This window comes from Haemophilus sp. HMSC071C11, from assembly GCF_001837655.1.
In the GTDB taxonomy this organism is placed as follows: Bacteria; Pseudomonadota; Gammaproteobacteria; order Enterobacterales; family Pasteurellaceae; genus Haemophilus; species Haemophilus influenzae.
The window spans coordinates 1-19,165 of sequence record NZ_KV833404.1 but is presented as its reverse complement, the minus strand read 5'-3'; the positions used below and the strand labels follow the sequence as shown (position 1 = coordinate 19,165).

The following is a 19,165-nucleotide window of genomic DNA, read 5'->3' as shown; positions in this document are numbered from 1 at the left end:
TTTTATGCGTCTTCTGCTGGAAAAATAAATGGATTTAATCCGCTGCGTGCGAAACCTTTTTCTTCCATTTCAATGTCTAAGAAAATAGAAGCCAAATCATCGGCTACAGGTTCTACGTAAGGATCTTTTTCTTGGAACATCATTTTCAAGTAACTTTCACAGCTACCACAGGTTTCGGCACGAACAAGCGCAAGTTCTTCATTTAATGACCACATTTCAAGTTTGTCATGACTATTACAATTGGTGCATTGTGCGCGTACCAAATTCCATTCACTTTCACATAAATTACAATGTAAGTAGCGTAAACCTTGTGATGTACCAATCTGTACAATACTTGCAACAGGTAAAGAACCACAAACAGGGCAGTGATGTAAATTTTCAGCGTTTTCAACTTGGCTATTATGGGGAATTTGTTGAGCTGCTTGTAACCAATAAAGAGAAAGTGCAGCCCAAATAAAGACGGCTTTATCACTGCTGACTAAATTAAATTCTTGTGCTAAGAGCTTATTTGCCATTTCCTCTAATTCAGCAGAAGAGGCTTTTTCAAGAAATTCAATTGTTGCAGCAATTTGCTCGTTAGCTTTGGGCTTTATTTCATCAAGAATTTCAGTTAAGTATTCACGCCAGATACTGTCTCTCTTAAAGGTTTTGGCATTTAGTGGCTCGATAGCATTTAACTGTTCAAGCTGTTGTGGCGGTAAAGGATTTTTTTCTAACGTGGAAAGTTGGCTTTCAACTATGTCTGCAGCAAATAATAAATAATCAGATAGAGGATGATTTTGTGCTAAGTCTCTTAAACGTTTCGCTCTGCGTTGGTAAAGATTTTTAGGATTGGCAAATAAAACCGCTGGGGCTTGATATGAATTTGCTACTTGTTTAATTTCTGATTCAGATAAGATTTTGATACTCATATTCTCTCACTTTTATAATAAAAAGTGCGGTCAATTTTAACCGCACTTTTTCTTTTTCAGGATTTCAGCTTATTTGCCAAATCCTTTAAATAAGACTTTGGTTTTACCTACTTTGCCAGATTGCTCGTTGAGTAAATCTTCCTCAAGTTTTGATAAAACTTCTTCACGATACCATCTTGGGTGGTGTTTTTTCGCCCAACGAACGGTTACCCAACCTTCAACAATACCACGAATTGATCCTTTAACCCAAAATGCCATATATATATGCACTAAGATACCAGTGAATAACATAAAAGCACTTGCAGAGTGGAGTAAAATAGCAATTCGCAATACTGGGATTGAGAAGTAATGTGAAAAATATTGACGCCACATAATGATGCCAGTGACTAATAACGTTACCATTGCCAAGTTTAATGTCCAAAAGAGCATTTTTTGACCAAGGTTATATTTGCCATTATCAGCAACCGCGTGTTCATTCCCTTTAAGAACTTCAATAACACCTTTTGCCCAGCGAATATCGTTTTTTTCTGGAATATTGTGATCCCAGTACAATAACGCTAAGTAGATGAAAGCGAAGAACATTAAAATCCCTGTAAATGGATGAATGGCGCGTGCAATTTGTGGTGTACCCAAAATTTCTGTGAGCCAAGCAAAGTCAGGGAAGAAAAATGCAACACCAGTGAACATCGTCATAAAAAAGCAAATAACCAACATCCAGTGACTGATACGTGCAGGGGTTCTATGGCGGATAACGCGAGTATCGTTGCTAATTTCAATTTTACTCATTATTTTCCCCCTTGGATGGTTTATTTTCTTCAAATTCGTGATGATGATCTTCCACATCTTCTTCTACATTTGGGCCAACGGTTAAGTAGTGCGCAACTTCTGCTAGAGCTAGACCACCCATTGCAACTGCAGCGACTGGTTTCAATACATCTTTCCATAAGGTCACACTCAAATCAATTTGAGGATCTTTTGGAAGACCATTGTAAAGCTCAGGTTTATCTGCGTGATGCAACACATACATTACGTGTGTACCGCCTACACCTGGAGGATCGTAAAGTCCTGCGTTTTCATAACCACGGGATTTTAAATCTGCCACGCGTTGTTCTGCGTAAATTTTCATTTCTTCTTTAGAGCCGAAACGAATAGCACCTGTTGGACAGGTTTTCACGCAAGCTGGCTCTTGTCCCACAGAAACACGATCCACACAAAGAGTACATTTGTATACACGATTGTCTTCAGGATTCATTCGTGGAATATTGAATGGACAGCCTGCAATACAATAACCACAACCAATACATTTATCGGATTGGAAATCTACAATACCGTTAGCATATTGAATGATTGCACCGGGTGCAGGACAAGCCTTTAAACAACCAGGTTCTGTGCAGTGCATACAGCCATCTTTACGAATCAGCCATTCTAAACGATCGTTTTCTTCAACTTCGTTAAAACGCATCACCGTCCATGCTTTTGCATCAAGATCAACTGGATTGTCATAAACCCCAACACATTGTGCATTGATATCAGAGCGAATATCATTCCACTCTGAACAACCCACTTGACAGGCTTTACATCCTATACAAGTTGAAACATCAATTAATTTTGCGACTTCAACTTTATGATCTCTCGCTTGTGGTGCTGGTGTTAAACCAGATGTTGCGGAGATTTTAATAACGTCTTGCGTTTGAACGCCTTGAGCAGTTCCAGCCATATTATGCCTCCCCAACTTTTTCAATATTTACCAAGAATGTTTTGTATTCTGGTGTTTGCGTGATTGCCTCACCCCAAGATGGTGTTAAGGTATTCGTAGAGAATCCACGGTTACCTTTGCCATTTAATGCCTTCATATTCCAGTGAATTGGAAGACCTATATGGTGTACGACACGTCCATCAATTTCGAGATCTTTAAGACGTTTTGTAACCACGGCGACCGCTTTAATATAGCCACGACGAGAAGTAATTTTTACCATATCGCCTTTTTGGATGCCTTTTTCTGCCGCTAATTTTTCGCCAATTTCCACAAATTGTTGTGGTTGTGCGATGATATTTAATGCAGATTGTGCAGTCCAGCTGTGGAAATGCTCGGTTAAACGATAAGTTGTTGCTACAAATGGATACTCTTTATTTGAACCAATAAATTCACGATCTTCTTTATAGATACGTAAAGTTGGATCGGTTACTACATTTGGATGAAATGGGTTTGTATCAATTGGGCTTTCAACTGGTTCATAGTGTTCTGGCATTGGGCCATTTGCAATTTTATCAACGGCAAATAAACGTCCTACGCCTTCTGCGGACATAATGAACGGCCCAGTATCAGAACCTGGTGGTTGCGTACCGTAGTCAGCAATATCAAACCAGTTCCAGTTTTTACCGTTCCATTTGATTAATTGGCGGTTTTTATCCCAAGGATTACCATTGATATCTAATGATGCACGGCTATAAAGTACGCGGCGGTTTGCAGGCCATGCAAAGCCCCAGCCAATAGTACAACCTAAACCCGATGGATCTGAATTATCGCGATTAGCAGTTTGGTTGCCTTTTTCAGTCCATTGACCAACATATAACCAGTTACCTGATGTTGTTGTACCATCATCACGTAAATGTGCAAATCCATTGAGTAATTGACCTTTCTTGTACATCAAGTTACCGTTTGGATCATAAAGATCTTCAAGCGCATAACCATTTAATTCTTTGGCTAATTCAACCGCACTTGGTGAGTGTGGTTGAGCATAATTCCAAGTCATCGCTTCAAAAGATTCAATTCCTTGTCCACCCTCTTTTTTATAAAGTTCGTGCATTTCTTCGCGTAGCATAGAAAGAATATCAACATCAGGTAAGGCTTCTCCCGGTTGATCGCAACCTTTCCAGTGCCATTGAGTCCAGCGACCAGAATTAACGATTGATCCTTCTTCTTCTGCGAAACAAGTAGTTGGTAAACGGAAAACTTCTGTTTGAATTTCTGCAGGATTTACATCATTTGACTCACCAAAATTTTTCCAAAATTCTGATGATTCAGTTTGTAATGGATCCATAACGACTAAGTATTTCAGTTTACTCATACCAGATAACGTTTTATTTTTATTTGGTAGTGAATTTAATACGTTAAAACCTTGTAAAATCCAACCGTGTAATTTGCCTTCATTCATCAATTTAACGTGAGTAATTGGATCATATAGGCGATCTGCTTTTGGTAAGAAATCGAATCCCCAGCCATTTTCCTTAGTGGCATTATCTCCGTAGAAAGTTTTCATCATACTGACAAAGAATTTTGAAGTATGACGATAATAGTTCACTTGGTTTGGAACGATATCTTTTGGTGTAATTGCGTTAATGTATTGATCGTAAGAGGTATCTTTATCGTTTGGCAAACGCATATAACCTGGTAAAGACATTGGCAATAAGCCCATATCTGTCGTACCTTGAACATTGGAGTGTCCACGTAATGCGTTAATACCGCCACCTGGCATCCCCATATTACCTAAAAGTAATTGGATTATCGCCATTGAGCGAATATTTTGTGTACCGATTGAATGCTCTGTAAAACCTAATGCATATAGATGCGTCATCGTTTTATTTGGTACTGAGGTTTTACCAATTTCTTCACAGATTTGTAAGAAGAGTTTTTGTTTTACACCTGTAATACGCTCAACCATTTCTGGGGTATAACGAGAAACGTGCTCTTTTAAGATGTTAATGACACAACGAGGATGTTGTAATGTCATATCACGTTTAGCGTGACCATTTTCATCAAATTGGTAGTTCCATTTAGATTTATCGTAGTTACGTTTTTCTTCGTTGTAACCTACAAATAAACCGTCTTCAAATTTGAAACCTTCATCAATTAAGAATGAAGCATTGGTATAGTGTTTAACATATTCGTGTTGAATTTGATTTGTTTCCAATAGGTAACGGATCACGCCCATTAAGAACGTAATATCAGAACCAGAACGAATTGGCGCGTGTAAATCTGCAACGGATGCTGTACGGTTAAAACGCGGATCAATAACGATGATTTTCGCACCGTTTTTCTTCGCTTCAATTGCCCAACGGAAGCCAACAGGATGGGCTTCAGCAGGGTTACCGCCTTGAACGATGATTAAGTTGGCATTTTTAATATCAACCCAGTTATTTGTCATGGCACCGCGACCAAATGATGGAGCAAGACTTGCTACCGTTGGTCCGTGTCAAGTATTCGCTTGGTTACATACTGGCACCATACCGAGCATTCGAATCCACTTTTGCGTTAATAACGCAGCTTCATTGCTCATTGCTGATGCAGTCATAATTCCTGTCGTTGCCCAACGATTAACCGTTTTTCCACTTGCATCTTTTTCAACAAAGTTGGCATCTCGGTCATCTTTCATTAAACGAGCAATACGTTTAATGGCATCTTTCCAAGAAATTCGTTCCCATTTATCAGAACCGGGCGCACGATATTGAGGATATAAAGAACGGCTTTCACTATTGACATAATCGAGTGCACCAGCACCTTTCGGGCAAAGTGCACCACGACTGACTGGGTGATCTGGATCGCCTTCAATATGAAAGAGTTTTGAACGAGTATTTGTGCCAGTATGGCTGCTTAATGAATTGTAAGGTTTGCCTGTGCTATATAACAACATACCGCAACTTACAGCGCAGTATGTACAAGTGTTACGGGATTCAAACGCGCGTAATAATTTATATTCGCGTGGCGCAGCTAATACATTTGCTGGAGCAAAGCCCAACATTGCAGCTGACGTTCCCGCCATACCTCCTGCACAGATCTTGAAGAATTTTCTTCTTGAGACCTGCATAATCACTCCTTTCAACAACAAGTTGTTGAGATATTATAGATAGTAATAAAATTCGTTTAGTAGCTAGATTATGTTGATTTCGTTAAAATAACACTCTCTAGTATATAAATCATCGAAAAAACGCTGATTTATTAGGTAGCTAGGATAACGATTTTTTAACGATAAATCCATAATCAAATAATATTAGCTTCAACAAATATTGTGATCTAGATCATAAATATAAAAATAATTTAACAGATTTTTCACATTTAACTAATGGACGGGTAATAAATGCAGTGCTGGGTTCTACAAACTATCAACTTTTTTAGAAAGACAAAAAATACAGAAAAATTGACCGCACTTTTGCAACAAAAAGAGGACATACTGGCTGTTGAGATGCCAGTTTCTTTGGTATATAACGGCATTTCTCACGCAGTTATGATGTGTTCCCCAAACAATTTAGAGGATTTTGCTTTAGGCTTTTCTCTAACAGAGGGAATTATTGATAAACCAGAAGATATTTATGGCATTGATGTTGTAGAAGTTTGCAACGGTATTGAAGTGCAAATTGAGCTTTCCAGCCGTAAATTTATGGCATTAAAAGAGCATCGTCGTAATCTTACGGGGCGTACTGGTTGTGGTATTTGTGGTGCAGAACAATTGAATCAAGTATATAAAACTTTTCCAAAATTAGACTGTACTTTTCAATTTGATTTAAATTTGCTAGATAGTTGTCTTATTGATCTTCAAAAAAATCAATTACTTGGATGTAGAACTGGTGCTACCCATGCTTGTGCATTTTTCGATTTATATGGAAATATGTTAGCTATTTACGAAGATGTAGGTCGCCACGTTGCGTTAGATAAATTGCTTGGTTGGCACACAAAATCGGGTAAGCCTAGAGGTTTTATTTTAGCCTCCAGTCGAGCGAGTTATGAAATGGTGCAAAAAACAGTGGCTTGTGGGGTGGAAATGTTAGTCACGATTTCCGCCGCAACGGATTTAGCAGTAACAATGGCAGAGAAACATAATTTGACTTTAATTGGTTTTGCTAGGGAAGGAAAAGGAAATATTTATAGTGGGCATCAACGACTTCACAATTAACCCCAACCAAGACCGAGAGATTTGAGGTTTTGTGTTTATTAAGGAAATAGCGTGATTTGTCTCTTTGTATGTTAAAAATAGAGTAAATTAGCGGTAAACATAAATTATGTAATCTAAATTTAGGGGATTGGTGGGTTTATTATTGTATAATTCCCCTCATTTTTACACATACAAAAGTGGTCATAAGCCCACCCGTTTGTTATATGTATTCAATAAGTGCAAAAGTGCGGTTAGAAATTGAAAAGAATTTAGGAGAGTAAAATGGGAAATGTATTGGTTGATCTGCAAATTGCTACAGAAAATATAGAGGGTTTGCCAACAGAAGAACAGATTGAGCAGTGGGCGACCGATGCTGTGCAACCAGAAGGGGATGAAGTCGAAATGACGGTTCGTATTGTGGATGAAGCCGAAAGCCACGAATTAAATTTAACTTATCGTGGCAAGGATCGCCCGACTAACGTACTTTCATTTCCATTTGAATGCCCCGATGAAGTGGAATTACCGTTGCTGGGGGATCTTGTTATTTGTCGTCAAGTTGTGGAGCGAGAAGCCGTAGAACAAGATAAACCATTAATGGCACATTGGGCGCATATGGTGGTGCATGGTAGCTTACATTTACTTGGTTATGATCATATTGAAGACGATGAAGCTGAAGAAATGGAAAGCTTAGAAACTCAAATTATGCAAGGATTAGGCCTTGATGATCCTTATCTAGTAGAGAAATAATTTTATTCGGAGTAATGATGTATAAAGCAGTATTTAGTGATTTTGATGGCACCTTATTAACCTCTCAACATACCATTTCCCCCCGAACTGTTGCGGCGATTAAGCGTTTAACGGCGAATGGCATTCCTTTTGTGCCAATTTCGGCGCGTTCTCCTTTAGGGATTTTGCCGTATTGGAAACAGCTTGAAACGAATAATGTGCTTGTTGCATTTAGTGGCGCGCTTATTTTGAATAAATATCTTGAGCCAATTTATAGCGTACAAATTGATCCACAAGATGTTTTAGAGATTAATGCTGTTTTGGCGGATCATCCGTTGCTTGGCGTGAATTATTATACAAATAATGATTGCCATGCTCGTGACGTAGAAAATAAATGGGTGATTTATGAACGCAGCGTCACCAAAATTGAAATTCATCCTTTTGATGAAATAGCAACAGGTTCGTCACATAAAATCCAAATTATTGGGGAAGCAGCAGAAATCATTGAGATTGAAATTATTTTAAAGGAAAAATTTCCACATCTGAGTATTTGCCGTTCCCATGCTAACTTTTTAGAGGTAATGCACAAGAATGCAACCAAAGGAAGTGCGGTGCATTTTTTGGAAGATTATTTTGGCGTACAAACCAATGAAGTAATTGCATTTGGCGATAATTTTAATGATCTGGATATGCTAGAACACGTAGGACTTGGTGTTGCAATGGGAAATGCACCTGATGAAATTAAACAAGCGGCAAATGTGGTTACGGCAACCAATAATGAAGATGGACTTGCATTGATTTTAGAAGAAAAATTTCCTGAATAATTAGAAAAGAAAGGCTCTCAATTGAGAGCCTTTTAGTTATGCTTCTTGTGAATGATACATTGCTTCAATTTGCTTGCGATAACGTTCTAAAATCACTTTTCTACGCAATTTTAATGTTGGTGTAATTTCGCCTAATTTAATGCTGAATGCTTGAGAAAGTAACGTGAATTTTTTTACTTGCTCAAAGTGAGCCAATTCTTTTTGCACCGCATTAATACGTTGCTCAAACATTTTCAGAATGTCAGAATTTTTTAATAATTCTAAGCGGTCGTGATATTTAATATTGAGCTGTTTAGCGTAATCTTCCAAACTATCAAAGCAAGGCACAATCAGTGCGGATACATATTTTTTTGTATCGGCGATGATCGCAATTTGTTCGATAAATTTGTCTTTACCGATTTTGCTTTCGATATATTGCGGTGCGATATATTTGCCGTTTGAGGTTTTCATTAATTCTTTGATACGATCGGTAATAAATAAATTCCCTTGTTCGTCAAATTCTCCTGCATCGCCAGTTTTTAAAAAACCATCTTTTGTAAAGGCTTGAGCCGTTTCTTCTGGCTTCTTGTAATAGCCTTTCATTACCATTCCGCCACGTACGAGGATTTCATTATTTTCCCCAATTTTAACTTCCGCTTTTGGCATCAGTGTGCCGATTGAATTTGGGTTAAATTGGAAATCATGCCAGCAAGAAACGGTTGCGGTTGTTTCTGTCATGCCATAGCCTAATTTGATGTTGATACCAATGGCGTGGAAAAATAGCCCAATAGCAGGTTCTAATTTTGCTCCGCCACAAGGCATCATCTTTATACGCCCACCCAATAATTGGCGAAGTTTTGAGAGCACTAATTTATCTGCCAAAGCAAATTGTTTTTTCAATAAGAATGGAATAGCTTTGTTATTCGCACGTAAATCAAAATGTTTTTGTCCTACGGAAATTGCCCAATGGAACATTATTTGGCGAAGTTTTGGGGCTTTTTGAACTTTATCCAATACGGCGGCATAAATTTTTTCGTAAAAACGTGGTACGGCACACATTAAAGTTGGGCGAATTTCTGTTAAAGCTGACCGCACTTGATTGGTGTCTTCTAAATAGCAAAGTATTGCACCTCTATGAAGAATATAAGCCGCCCAAGCACGCTCAAAAATATGCGAAAAGGGTAAGAAAGAAAGCGAAATATCCTGATCTGTCACCTTAAGTGAAAGATCATGTGTTTCTAATTGGTGAGCGAGATTAGCGTAATCTAACATAACACCTTTAGGCTCTCCCGTTGTGCCAGAGGTATAAATAATCGTAAATAAATCCGATAATTGTTTTTGGTTTAAGCGTTGGGTTAGTTCATTTTGTTGGGCGTTTGAACCTGTTTCAATAAAACTTTCCCAAGTGCAAGAAAGAGGATCTTGTTGTAATTGAATTGTAGATTTCATTGCCACAATTTTTTGTAATTTTGGACAATGATGAGCAATTTCCAATGCTTGATCGTATTGCTCTTGATCGCCGACGAAGAGAATTTTTACATCGGCGTGATTTAAAATAAATTCTGCTTGCTGGGCTGTATTGGTTGCGTAAATAGGCACTGTGATTGCTCGAATTTGTAAGGTCGCAATGTCAGCGATTGTCCAACGTTCCATATTATGGGCAAAAATGGCGATTTTATCTTGCACGCCAATATTGTGAGCAAGCAATGCACGAGAAAGTTGATTGAGTTGCTCTTGAAAATTTTTCCAAGAGATGTCTCGCCACAAGCCTCGTTCTTTATAGCGAAGTGCGGTCATATTTGCACGAGTTTTGGCTTGTTGTTGAATACGATGAACAAAATGGAGATCGAGATTCATATTAACCCTATTTTTTATTTATTGAGCGAACATATGTACGCTAATATAATCTTAAATAGGAATAAAAGCTAGAGAAATATTGATTATTTTAAGTTATTTTTAGTGATCACTTGTTCATTTTTAGCTCGTAAATTAAATTCTAGATAATAAAAAACCGCTCTAAAGAGCGGTTAATTTTTCCAAAGTTTTAATTAGCCTTTGTAGTTGTAGATATGAGCTACTAAGTCTAATACTTTGTTTGAGTAACCAGTTTCGTTATCGTACCAAGATACTAATTTAACGAAAGAATCTGTTAATGCGATACCTGCTTCTGCATCAAATATAGAAGTTAAAGCACAGCCGTTGAAGTCAGTAGAAACAACTGCATCTTCAGTGTAACCTAATACGCCTTTTAATTCGCCATTGAAAGTTTTACCTTCAGCTGCGTCTTTGATTGCTTGTTTGATAGCATCATAAGAAGCTGGTTTTTCAAGATTAACAGTTAAATCAACAACAGATACGTTTGGAGTTGGAACACGGAAAGCCATACCAGTTAATTTACCGTTTAATGCAGGTAATACTTTACCTACTGCTTTCGCTGCACCTGTTGAAGATGGAATGATGTTTTGTGATGCACCGCGGCCGCCGCGCCAGTCTTTAGCTGATGGGCCATCCACAGTTTTTTGAGTTGCAGTTGTTGCGTGAACAGTGGTCATTAAACCATCTTTGATACCGAAAGTTTCATGAACAACACGTGCTAAAGGAGCTAAACAGTTTGTTGTACAAGATGCGTTAGAAACAATATCTTGACCTGCGTATGCGTTGAAGTTTACACCACGAACGAACATAGGGGTTGCATCTTTAGATGGACCAGTTAATACAACTTTTTTTGCGCCTGCAGTGATATGTTTACGAGCAGTTTCATCAGTTAAGAATAAACCAGTCGCTTCAACAGCGATATCAACACCGATTGCACCCCAGTTTAAGTTTGCTGGATCACGTTCTGCAGTTACACGGATAGTTTTACCATTAACCACTAAGTTACCATCTTTCACTTCAACAGTGCCGTCGAAACGACCGTGAGTTGAATCATATTTCAACATATAAGCCATGTATTCAACATCAATTAAGTCGTTAATACCCACAACTTCGATGTCATCACGGTGTTGTGCTGCACGGAATACGATACGGCCGATACGACCAAAACCATTGATACCAATTTTAATTGCCATAAGATTTTCACCTTTTATTTAAGTTAAACAAATCTGTTCGCTTTGAGTAATGCTACTTACTCAGTAAGACTGAGTTGTAGAGTATAGCACGAGCATTTTTATAAAACTATAAACCCTACCACTTTTTTGTGATCTATATCAAATCATCATTAGAATGAAAAAGTACCGTAAAAAATCACCGCACTTTTGATGATTTTTTATAGAGAAATCTGCATAATAGACTGAAATTGTTAGAGAAGGTTAAATGTTCTATGTCCCAAGGTAATCTTTATATTTTATCTGCACCAAGTGGTGCGGGAAAATCTTCATTAATTTCAGCGTTATTGGCATCAGATAGTTCAACTCAAAAAATGGTTTCAGTGTCACATACGACACGTGCCCCACGTCCGGGAGAAGTTGAAGGCGTACACTATTATTTTGTATCAAAAGAAGAGTTTGAATCACTTATTGAGCAAGATTTATTTCTAGAATATGCCAAAGTTTTTGGTGGAAATTATTATGGAACTTCCTTACCTGCGATTGAAGAAAATTTAGCAAAAGGCATTGATGTATTTTTGGATATTGATTGGCAAGGCGCACAACAAATCCGTAAAAAAGTGCCTTCGGTAAAAAGCATTTTTATTTTACCGCCTTCATTACCTGAATTAGAGCGTCGTTTAATTGGTCGTGGGCAAGATAGTGAAGAGGTTATCGCTGAACGAATGTCAAAAGCGATAAGTGAAATTTCGCATTATGACGAATATGATTATGTTATTGTGAATGATGATTTCGAGAAAGCATTAAAAGATTTACAAAGTATTTTGCAAGCAGAACGCTTAACTAAAAATTATCAGCAAAAACAAAATGCAATGTTAATTCAACAGCTACTAGCCAAATAAGGCGAAATTGAGTATTATAACGCCCTTTCAATAGAGTAATTTTTGACAAATCGGAGTAAATTATGGCTCGTGTTACTGTGCAAGATGCGGTAGAAAAAATTGGTAACCGTTTTGATTTAATTTTAACGGCTGCGCGTCGTGCAAGACAATTACAACTTAACCAAAGTGCGCCGTTAGTGCCAGAAGATAATGACAAACCAACAGTAATCGCATTGCGTGAAATCGAAAAAGGTTTGATTAATCAAGATATTATGGATGCACAAGAATTCCAAGAAATGGCTAAAGTGCAAGAAACGGAAGAAGCAGCTGTTGCATTAATTACAGAATAATCTTTTAAAAGTGCGGTGAAAAATCACGATATTTTAACTGCACTTTCTCTTTCAACGATAAGTAGGTCTCCTTTGGAACTGTTTGCGGATTTAGATCGAATTATTCAAGGGTATTTGCCCGCAGATAAAATTGAACTCATCAAGCGTGCGTTTGTGATTGCAAGAGATGCGCACGAAGGACAATTTCGCTCCAGCGGCGAACCTTACATTACCCATCCTGTGGCGGTAGCCTCCATTATTGCTCAACTTCACTTAGATCACGAAGCGGTAATGGCTGCGCTTTTGCACGATGTTATTGAAGATACACCTTATACGGAAAACCAACTGAAAGAAGAGTTCGGTGCCAGTGTAGCTGAAATTGTGGACGGTGTATCAAAACTCGATAAGTTGAAATTTCGTACTCGCCAAGAAGCACAAGTCGAGAATTTTCGCAAAATGATTTTGGCGATGACGCGCGATATTCGTGTTGTGTTAATCAAGCTTGCTGACCGCACGCATAATATGCGCACGCTTGGTTCGTTACGACCAGATAAACGTCGCCGTATTGCGAAAGAAACGCTTGAAATCTATTGTCCGCTTGCTCATCGTTTAGGTATTGAGCATATCAAAAATGAATTAGAAGACTTATCTTTTCAAGCAATGCATCCACATCGTTATGAGGTGTTAAAAAAACTCGTTGATGTGGCACGGAGTAATCGACAAGATTTAATCGAACGTATTTCACAAGAGATTAAAGTGCGGTTAGAAAACGCAGGCATTTTTGCCCGAGTGTGGGGACGTGAAAAACATCTTTATAAGATCTATCAAAAAATGCGTATAAAGGATCAAGAATTCCACTCTATTATGGATATTTATGCGTTCCGTGTGATTGTGAAAAATGTTGATGATTGTTATCGCATTTTGGGGCAAATGCATAATCTTTATAAGCCACGTCCAGGCCGAGTTAAGGATTATATCGCCGTACCTAAAGCAAATGGCTATCAATCTTTGCAAACTTCAATGATTGGGCCGAAAGGAGTTCCCGTAGAAGTTCATATCCATACTGAGGATATGGAACAAGTCGCTGAAATGGGCATTACTGCGCATTGGGTTTATAAAGAAAATGGTAAAAACGATAGTACAACCGCACAAATCCGCGTACAACGCTGGTTGCAAAGTTTGGTCGAAATTCAACAAAGTGTAGGTAATTCGTTTGAGTTTATTGAGAATGTAAAATCAGAGTTTTTCCCGAAAGAAATTTATGTTTTTACGCCAAAAGGTCGAATTGTTGAATTACCAATGGGCGCAACAGCAGTAGATTTCGCTTATGCTGTGCATTCAGATGTGGGGAATACTTGTGTTGGCGTGACTGTTGAGCATAAACCTTATCCACTTTCAAAAGCCCTTGAATCAGGGCAAACAGTCAATATTATTACTGATCCAAATGCGCATCCTGAAGTCGCATGGTTAAATTTTGTGGTAACGGCTCGTGCGAAAACACGGATTCGCCATTATCTCAAACAGCGTTGTGAAGAGGATGCGGTGAAATTAGGCGAAGTTGAGCTTAATGTAGCATTGCAGCCGCATAATTTAGGTGATTTTTCTATTCAACAAATTAGCACTGTATTAGATGCTTTAGCCCTTTCTTCTTTAGATGAATTATTACGAGAAATTGGTTTAGGTAATCAGTCAGCCTCCATGATTGCGCATCAATTTGTGGGCGTGCCGTTAGAATCTGCTAATACTAAGAATCTCGAATTTGAATCAAAAATACTCACTATTGCACCAATGCAAGTGGGTAAAACACAATTTGCGCAATGTTGCCATCCAATCCTAGGTGATCCTATTGTGGGATGTTGTACAGAAAAAAATACAGTTGTGGTACACCATCAACATTGTGCAAGTTTGAAAAATGCTTGTCGTCAATCGTTGGCTAAATGGGATAACGTTCAAAGTGCGGTGAATTTTGAGGCTGAATTACAAATAGAAATATTGAATGAGCAGAATGCCTTGCTTAGTTTAATGACCGCAATTTCAGCGAGCGAAAGCAGTCTCCAAAATATTTGGACGGAAGAATTAGAGAACAATTTATTGCTTGTGATTTTGCAGGTTTGTGTAAAAGATATCAAACACCTTGCCAATATCGTTCATCGTATTAAAGGCATCACTGGCGTCGTTAATGTCAAACGCAATATTAATGAGCTATGAGCCTTGAACTTCTCGATGCCGTGCCTTTGACCAGCCTTTCTGGTGTGGGGGCTGCCATTTCTAATAAACTGGCTAAAATCGGCATTCAGAATCTGCAAGATTTACTCTTTCATTTACCTATTCGCTATGAAGATCGTACGCGAATTACGCCAATCGCTAATCTTCGCCCTGAACAATATTTTACTATAGAGGGAATTGTACAAACCTGTGAAGTCGCTTTTGGCCGTCGCCCGATTTTATCGGTAAGTTTGTCAGACGGCACATCGAAAATTATGTTACGTTTTTTCAATTTTAATGCGGGAATGCGTAATAGTTTTCAAGCAGGTGTGCGAGTAAAGGCCTTTGGCGAAGTGAAACGTGGTCGCCATATGCCAGAAATTCATCATCCAGAATATCAAATTGTGCGAGATAATGCGCCCATAGTATTGGAAGAAACCCTAACGCCGATTTATTCCACAACGGAGGGGTTAAAACAAAATTCATTACGAAAATTAACGGATCAGGCTTTGACATTACTCGACAAGGTTCAGATTGCAGAAATTTTGCCTAATGAATTTAATCCACATCAATATAGCTTAAAAGAGGCATTGCGATTATTGCATCGTCCGCCGCCAGATATTTCATTAGAAATGTTAGAGCAAGGTAAGCATCCTGCACAACAACGATTAATTTTTGAAGAGCTTCTGGCACATAATTTAGCTATGCAAAAAGTGCGGTTAGGAACGCAACAATTTTCTGCCTTACCGCTACATTATCAAACAGATTTGAAACAGCGATTTTTAGCCACCTTGCCATTTCAACCAACTAATGCGCAAAAGCGAGTAGTGTCCGATATTGAACAAGATCTTATCAAAGATTATCCGATGATGCGCTTAGTGCAAGGGGATGTAGGCTCGGGAAAAACATTGGTTGCCGCATTGGCTGCTTTAACTGCAATTGATAATGGCAAACAAGTCGCCTTAATGGCGCCAACAGAAATTCTTGCAGAACAGCATGCGAATAATTTTAGACGGTGGTTTGAGCCTTTCGGTATTGAAGTTGGCTGGTTGGCAGGTAAAGTAAAAGGAAAATCAAGACAAGCAGAGCTTGAAAAAATCAAAACTGGTGCCGTGCAAATGGTGGTGGGGACGCATGCTTTATTCCAAGAAGAAGTCGAGTTTTCCGACTTAGCATTAGTGATTATTGATGAACAACATCGTTTTGGGGTGCATCAACGATTAATGTTGCGTGAAAAAGGCGAAAAAGCGGGATTTCATCCCCATCAGTTAATTATGACGGCCACACCGATTCCGAGAACGTTGGCAATGACCGTATATGCAGATTTGGATACATCAATTATTGATGAATTGCCTCCAGGTCGTACGCCGATAACAACCGTAGTGGTTTCTGAAGAACGTCGCGCTGAAATTGTGATGCGTGTAAAAAACGCTTGTGTTAATGAAAAACGTCAAGCCTATTGGGTGTGTACGTTAATTGATGAATCAGAGGTGTTAGAAGCTCAAGCAGCTGAAGCGATTTGGGAAGATTTAACGAAAGCGTTACCGATGTTAAATATTGGTTTAGTGCACGGGCGCATGAAACCCCAAGAAAAACAAGATGTCATGATGCGTTTTAAAAATGCAGAATTGGATTTATTGGTGGCGACGACAGTCATCGAAGTGGGGGTTGATGTTCCGAATGCAAGTTTGATGATTATCGAAAATGCAGAACGTTTAGGTTTATCGCAGCTTCATCAGTTACGAGGGCGCGTCGGTCGAGGCAGCACGGCTTCTTTTTGTGTACTAATGTATAAACCTCCGCTAGGTAAAGTTTCGCAAAAGCGTTTGCAAGTGCTAAGAGATAGCCAAGATGGGTTTGTTATTTCGGAAAAAGATTTAGAAATTCGTGGGCCAGGTGAAGTACTTGGAACGAAACAAACGGGAATTGCTGAATTGCGAATAGCAAATTTAATGCGAGATAGAAAAATGATACCAACGGTGCAACATTATGCGAAATCACTTATCCAAAAATACCCTGATGTGGCAGAAAGCCTAATCTGTCGCTGGCTCAATAATAAAGAAATTTACTCGAACGCTTAAAAGTGCGGTCAATTTTCAAAGAGTTTTAAATGGATAAAAAAGAAAAACGCCCAACTGTACTTTTTTTTGACTCTGGAGTGGGTGGGTTTAGCGTATACCGTGAAGCTAAAAAATTATTACCCAATTGGCATTATCTCTATTGCTTTGATAATGCGGGATTCCCTTATTCAGAACGCGAAGAAGAAAGTATTATTCACCGCACTTTAGCGGCGTGTCAGCTTATTAATCAACGTTATCCATTAGATGCAATCGTGATAGCTTGCAATACAGCGAGTACTGTTGTGCTTCCGCCTTTGCGAGCTGCTTTTGATATTCCTATCATTGGGACTGTTCCCGCTATTAAACCTGCATCAGAAATAACAAAGACAAAACATATTGGTTTATTAGCTACAAAGGGTACAGTAAAGCGTCATTATATCGATGAGTTGATTGATAAATTTGCGCAAGATTGTATTGTTGAGAGACTGGGAACGACAAAATTAGTCGAAATTGCGGAGCAAAAAATTCGTGGTCATTCCGTTGATCTCATTAGTTTAAAAGATGAGTTATCTTCGTGGGCAGGCATGGCAGATTTGGATACATTAGTTTTAGGTTGTACTCACTTTCCTCTCATCAAAGATGAAATTCAGTTATGCTTGCCACAAGTTAAATATTTTATGGATCCGAGCGCAGCAATTGCTAAACGGATCAAATATTTACTTGATGATAAAAATCTACAAGTGCAAAATGAAAAATATAATCAAATGTTTTGCACCGCACATTTTCCCGAAGAATCTCAATTTAAAAAAGCTTTACATCTATGGGGATTTGAATCTTTGGAAGTAATCAAAATAGATTAAAAGTTAATAGATTAATTGTGTGATATTGATAAATTCACAATTTTTCCTAATTTTATAGGTGATTTTTCTACTTATATCATTTCTATATGTCACTTTCTTAAAATAAATTGTGATCTAGTTCTCAAAATAATTATGATTTTTATTGAATTTGTTAAAATAGTGTTATAATGCCTCTCAGGTTTCTCACTATTTTATTGAATAAGAGGTAAAAATGATTATTTCATCAGCTAGCGATTATCGTGAAGCGGCGCGCCGCCGTGTTCCTCCCTTTATGTTCCATTATGCCGATGGCGGTTCTTATGCCGAGCAAACACTTGCGCGTAATGTGAGTGATTTGGAAAATATTGCTTTAAGACAACGTGTCTTAAAAGATATGTCTGAATTGGATACTAGTATAGAATTATTTGGTGAAAAACTTTCAATGCCAACTATTCTTGCACCAGTTGGGGCGTGCGGAATGTATGCACGTCGTGGAGAAGTACAAGCAGCACAAGCGGCAGATAATAAAGGTGTGCCGTTTACCCTTTCAACAGTATCAATTTGTCCAATTGAAGAAGTCGCCCCTGCGATTAAGCGTCCAATGTGGTTTCAGCTTTATGTGTTAAAAGATCGTGGTTTTATGAAAAACGCACTTGAGCGTGCGAAAGCAGCAGGCTGTTCTACTTTAGTGTTTACGGTCGATATGCCTACTCCAGGTGCGCGTTATCGTGATATGCACTCAGGTATGAGTGGGCCTTACAAAGAAATTCGCCGTGTATTACAAGGCTTTACACACCCATTCTGGGCGTATGATGTGGGTATCAAAGGCAAACCGCACACCTTGGGTAATGTTTCAACTTATATGGGTAGACAAATAGGTTTAGATGACTATATTGGCTGGCTAACAGAAAACTTTGATCCATCAATTTCGTGGAAAGATTTAGAGTGGATCCGTGAGTTTTGGGAAGGTCCAATGGTCATTAAAGGCATTCTCGACCCTGAAGATGCGAAAGATGCGGTGCGTTTCGGTGCTGATGGAATTGTCGTTTCAAATCACGGTGGCCGTCAGTTAGATGGCGTGCTTTCAAGTGCAAGAGCGTTGCCACCGATTGCCGATGCAGTGAAAGGGGATATTAAAATTATTGCCGATTCAGGTATTCGCAATGGTTTAGATATAGTCCGTATGTTGGCATTAGGGGCAGATGCAACAATGTTAGGTCGAGCATTTGTTTATGCTTTAGGGGCAGCAGGTCGTCAAGGTGTTGAAAATATGCTCGACATTTTCAAAAAAGAGATGCGCGTAGCGATGACATTAACCAGCAATCGTACTATTGTCGATATTAAACCAGAGGCTTTGGTTGATCTAAGTAAACTTTAATTTATAAATTGAGATCAAAAATCAACCGTTTGTTGGCGGAATTATGTATTTTACGTATGTATTTTCAACAAACGGTCGAGCTTTTCAAAAATTTTTGCAAAAAGTACTTGCAAGGGATTTGA

15 protein-coding genes are annotated in these 19,165 nt (G+C 38.6%); 9 read left to right on the top strand and 6 right to left on the bottom strand.

Features of this window, described 5'->3' with window-relative positions; all coding sequences use genetic code 11:
* Positions 1–2 precede the first annotated feature (2 nt).
* The 4 genes from fdhE to fdnG form a co-directional block, all read right to left on the bottom strand.
* Complete coding sequence (fdhE, locus tag HMPREF2644_RS02430; protein WP_011271779.1) at positions 3–911, bottom strand: formate dehydrogenase accessory protein FdhE; 909 nt, start codon at positions 909–911, stop codon at positions 3–5.
* A gap of 69 nt (positions 912–980) precedes the next feature.
* Positions 981–1,697, bottom strand: a complete 717-nt coding sequence (locus HMPREF2644_RS02425; RefSeq protein WP_005657853.1) for a formate dehydrogenase subunit gamma — start codon at positions 1,695–1,697, stop codon at positions 981–983.
* A complete protein-coding gene (fdxH, locus tag HMPREF2644_RS02420) occupies positions 1,690–2,628 on the bottom strand; it encodes a formate dehydrogenase subunit beta (RefSeq protein ID WP_011271778.1) in 939 nt (312 codons plus the stop codon). Before fdxH ends, HMPREF2644_RS02425 begins: the two co-directional genes overlap by 8 nt.
* Position 2,629: 1 nt before the next feature.
* Complete coding sequence (gene fdnG / locus HMPREF2644_RS02415) at positions 2,630–5,716, bottom strand: formate dehydrogenase-N subunit alpha (RefSeq protein WP_143422615.1); 3,087 nt, start codon at positions 5,714–5,716, stop codon at positions 2,630–2,632.
* A 270-nt stretch (positions 5,717–5,986) separates the two neighbouring features.
* Here fdnG and fdhD point away from each other — a divergent pair, with 270 nt between their 5' ends.
* The 3 genes from fdhD to HMPREF2644_RS02395 all read left to right on the top strand — a co-directional run bounded on the left by fdhD (position 5,987) and on the right by HMPREF2644_RS02395 (position 8,328).
* The gene (fdhD, locus tag HMPREF2644_RS02405) at positions 5,987–6,799 is read left to right on the top strand and encodes a formate dehydrogenase accessory sulfurtransferase FdhD (protein ID WP_070828202.1); all 813 of its coding nucleotides are present in this window, start codon (positions 5,987–5,989) and stop codon (positions 6,797–6,799) included.
* Between the two features lie 261 nt (positions 6,800–7,060).
* Positions 7,061–7,525 carry an rRNA maturation RNase YbeY gene (gene ybeY / locus HMPREF2644_RS02400; RefSeq protein ID WP_070828201.1) on the top strand — a complete coding sequence of 155 codons (465 nt, stop codon included), beginning with the start codon at positions 7,061–7,063 and terminating at the stop codon, positions 7,523–7,525.
* A gap of 17 nt (positions 7,526–7,542) precedes the next feature.
* Positions 7,543–8,328, top strand: a complete 786-nt coding sequence (locus HMPREF2644_RS02395) for a Cof-type HAD-IIB family hydrolase (RefSeq protein WP_070828200.1) — start codon at positions 7,543–7,545, stop codon at positions 8,326–8,328.
* Positions 8,329–8,364: 36 nt separating this feature from the next.
* Here HMPREF2644_RS02395 and HMPREF2644_RS02390 read toward each other — a convergent pair whose 3' ends face one another.
* Both HMPREF2644_RS02390 and gap read right to left on the bottom strand, forming a co-directional pair.
* A complete protein-coding gene (locus tag HMPREF2644_RS02390; protein ID WP_070828199.1) occupies positions 8,365–10,164 on the bottom strand; it encodes an AMP-dependent synthetase/ligase in 1,800 nt (599 codons plus the stop codon).
* Positions 10,165–10,355: 191 nt separating this feature from the next.
* Positions 10,356–11,375, bottom strand: coding sequence for a type I glyceraldehyde-3-phosphate dehydrogenase (gap, locus tag HMPREF2644_RS02385; RefSeq protein ID WP_006995751.1), 1,020 nt, complete (start codon positions 11,373–11,375; stop codon positions 10,356–10,358).
* A gap of 251 nt (positions 11,376–11,626) precedes the next feature.
* Here gap and gmk point away from each other — a divergent pair, with 251 nt between their 5' ends.
* The 6 genes from gmk (at position 11,627) to lldD (ending at position 19,043) form a co-directional block, all read left to right on the top strand.
* Entirely contained in the window at positions 11,627–12,253 is a 627-nt protein-coding gene (gmk, locus tag HMPREF2644_RS02380; protein WP_021035427.1) for a guanylate kinase, read from the top strand.
* Positions 12,254–12,315: 62 nt separating this feature from the next.
* Entirely contained in the window at positions 12,316–12,582 is a 267-nt protein-coding gene (rpoZ, locus tag HMPREF2644_RS02375; protein WP_005625717.1) for a DNA-directed RNA polymerase subunit omega, read from the top strand.
* A gap of 72 nt (positions 12,583–12,654) precedes the next feature.
* Positions 12,655–14,769 carry a bifunctional GTP diphosphokinase/guanosine-3',5'-bis pyrophosphate 3'-pyrophosphohydrolase gene (gene spoT / locus HMPREF2644_RS02370; protein WP_011272775.1) on the top strand — a complete coding sequence of 705 codons (2,115 nt, stop codon included), beginning with the start codon at positions 12,655–12,657 and terminating at the stop codon, positions 14,767–14,769.
* On the top strand, positions 14,766–16,847 hold the full coding sequence (gene recG / locus HMPREF2644_RS02365; RefSeq protein WP_011272774.1) for an ATP-dependent DNA helicase RecG: 2,082 nt from the start codon (positions 14,766–14,768) through the stop codon (positions 16,845–16,847). Before spoT ends, recG begins: the two co-directional genes overlap by 4 nt.
* A gap of 29 nt (positions 16,848–16,876) precedes the next feature.
* Entirely contained in the window at positions 16,877–17,686 is an 810-nt protein-coding gene (gene murI / locus HMPREF2644_RS02360) for a glutamate racemase (protein ID WP_044365004.1), read from the top strand.
* A gap of 211 nt (positions 17,687–17,897) precedes the next feature.
* Positions 17,898–19,043, top strand: coding sequence for an FMN-dependent L-lactate dehydrogenase LldD (lldD, locus tag HMPREF2644_RS02355; protein WP_011272772.1), 1,146 nt, complete (start codon positions 17,898–17,900; stop codon positions 19,041–19,043).
* Positions 19,044–19,165: the final 122 nt, after the last annotated feature.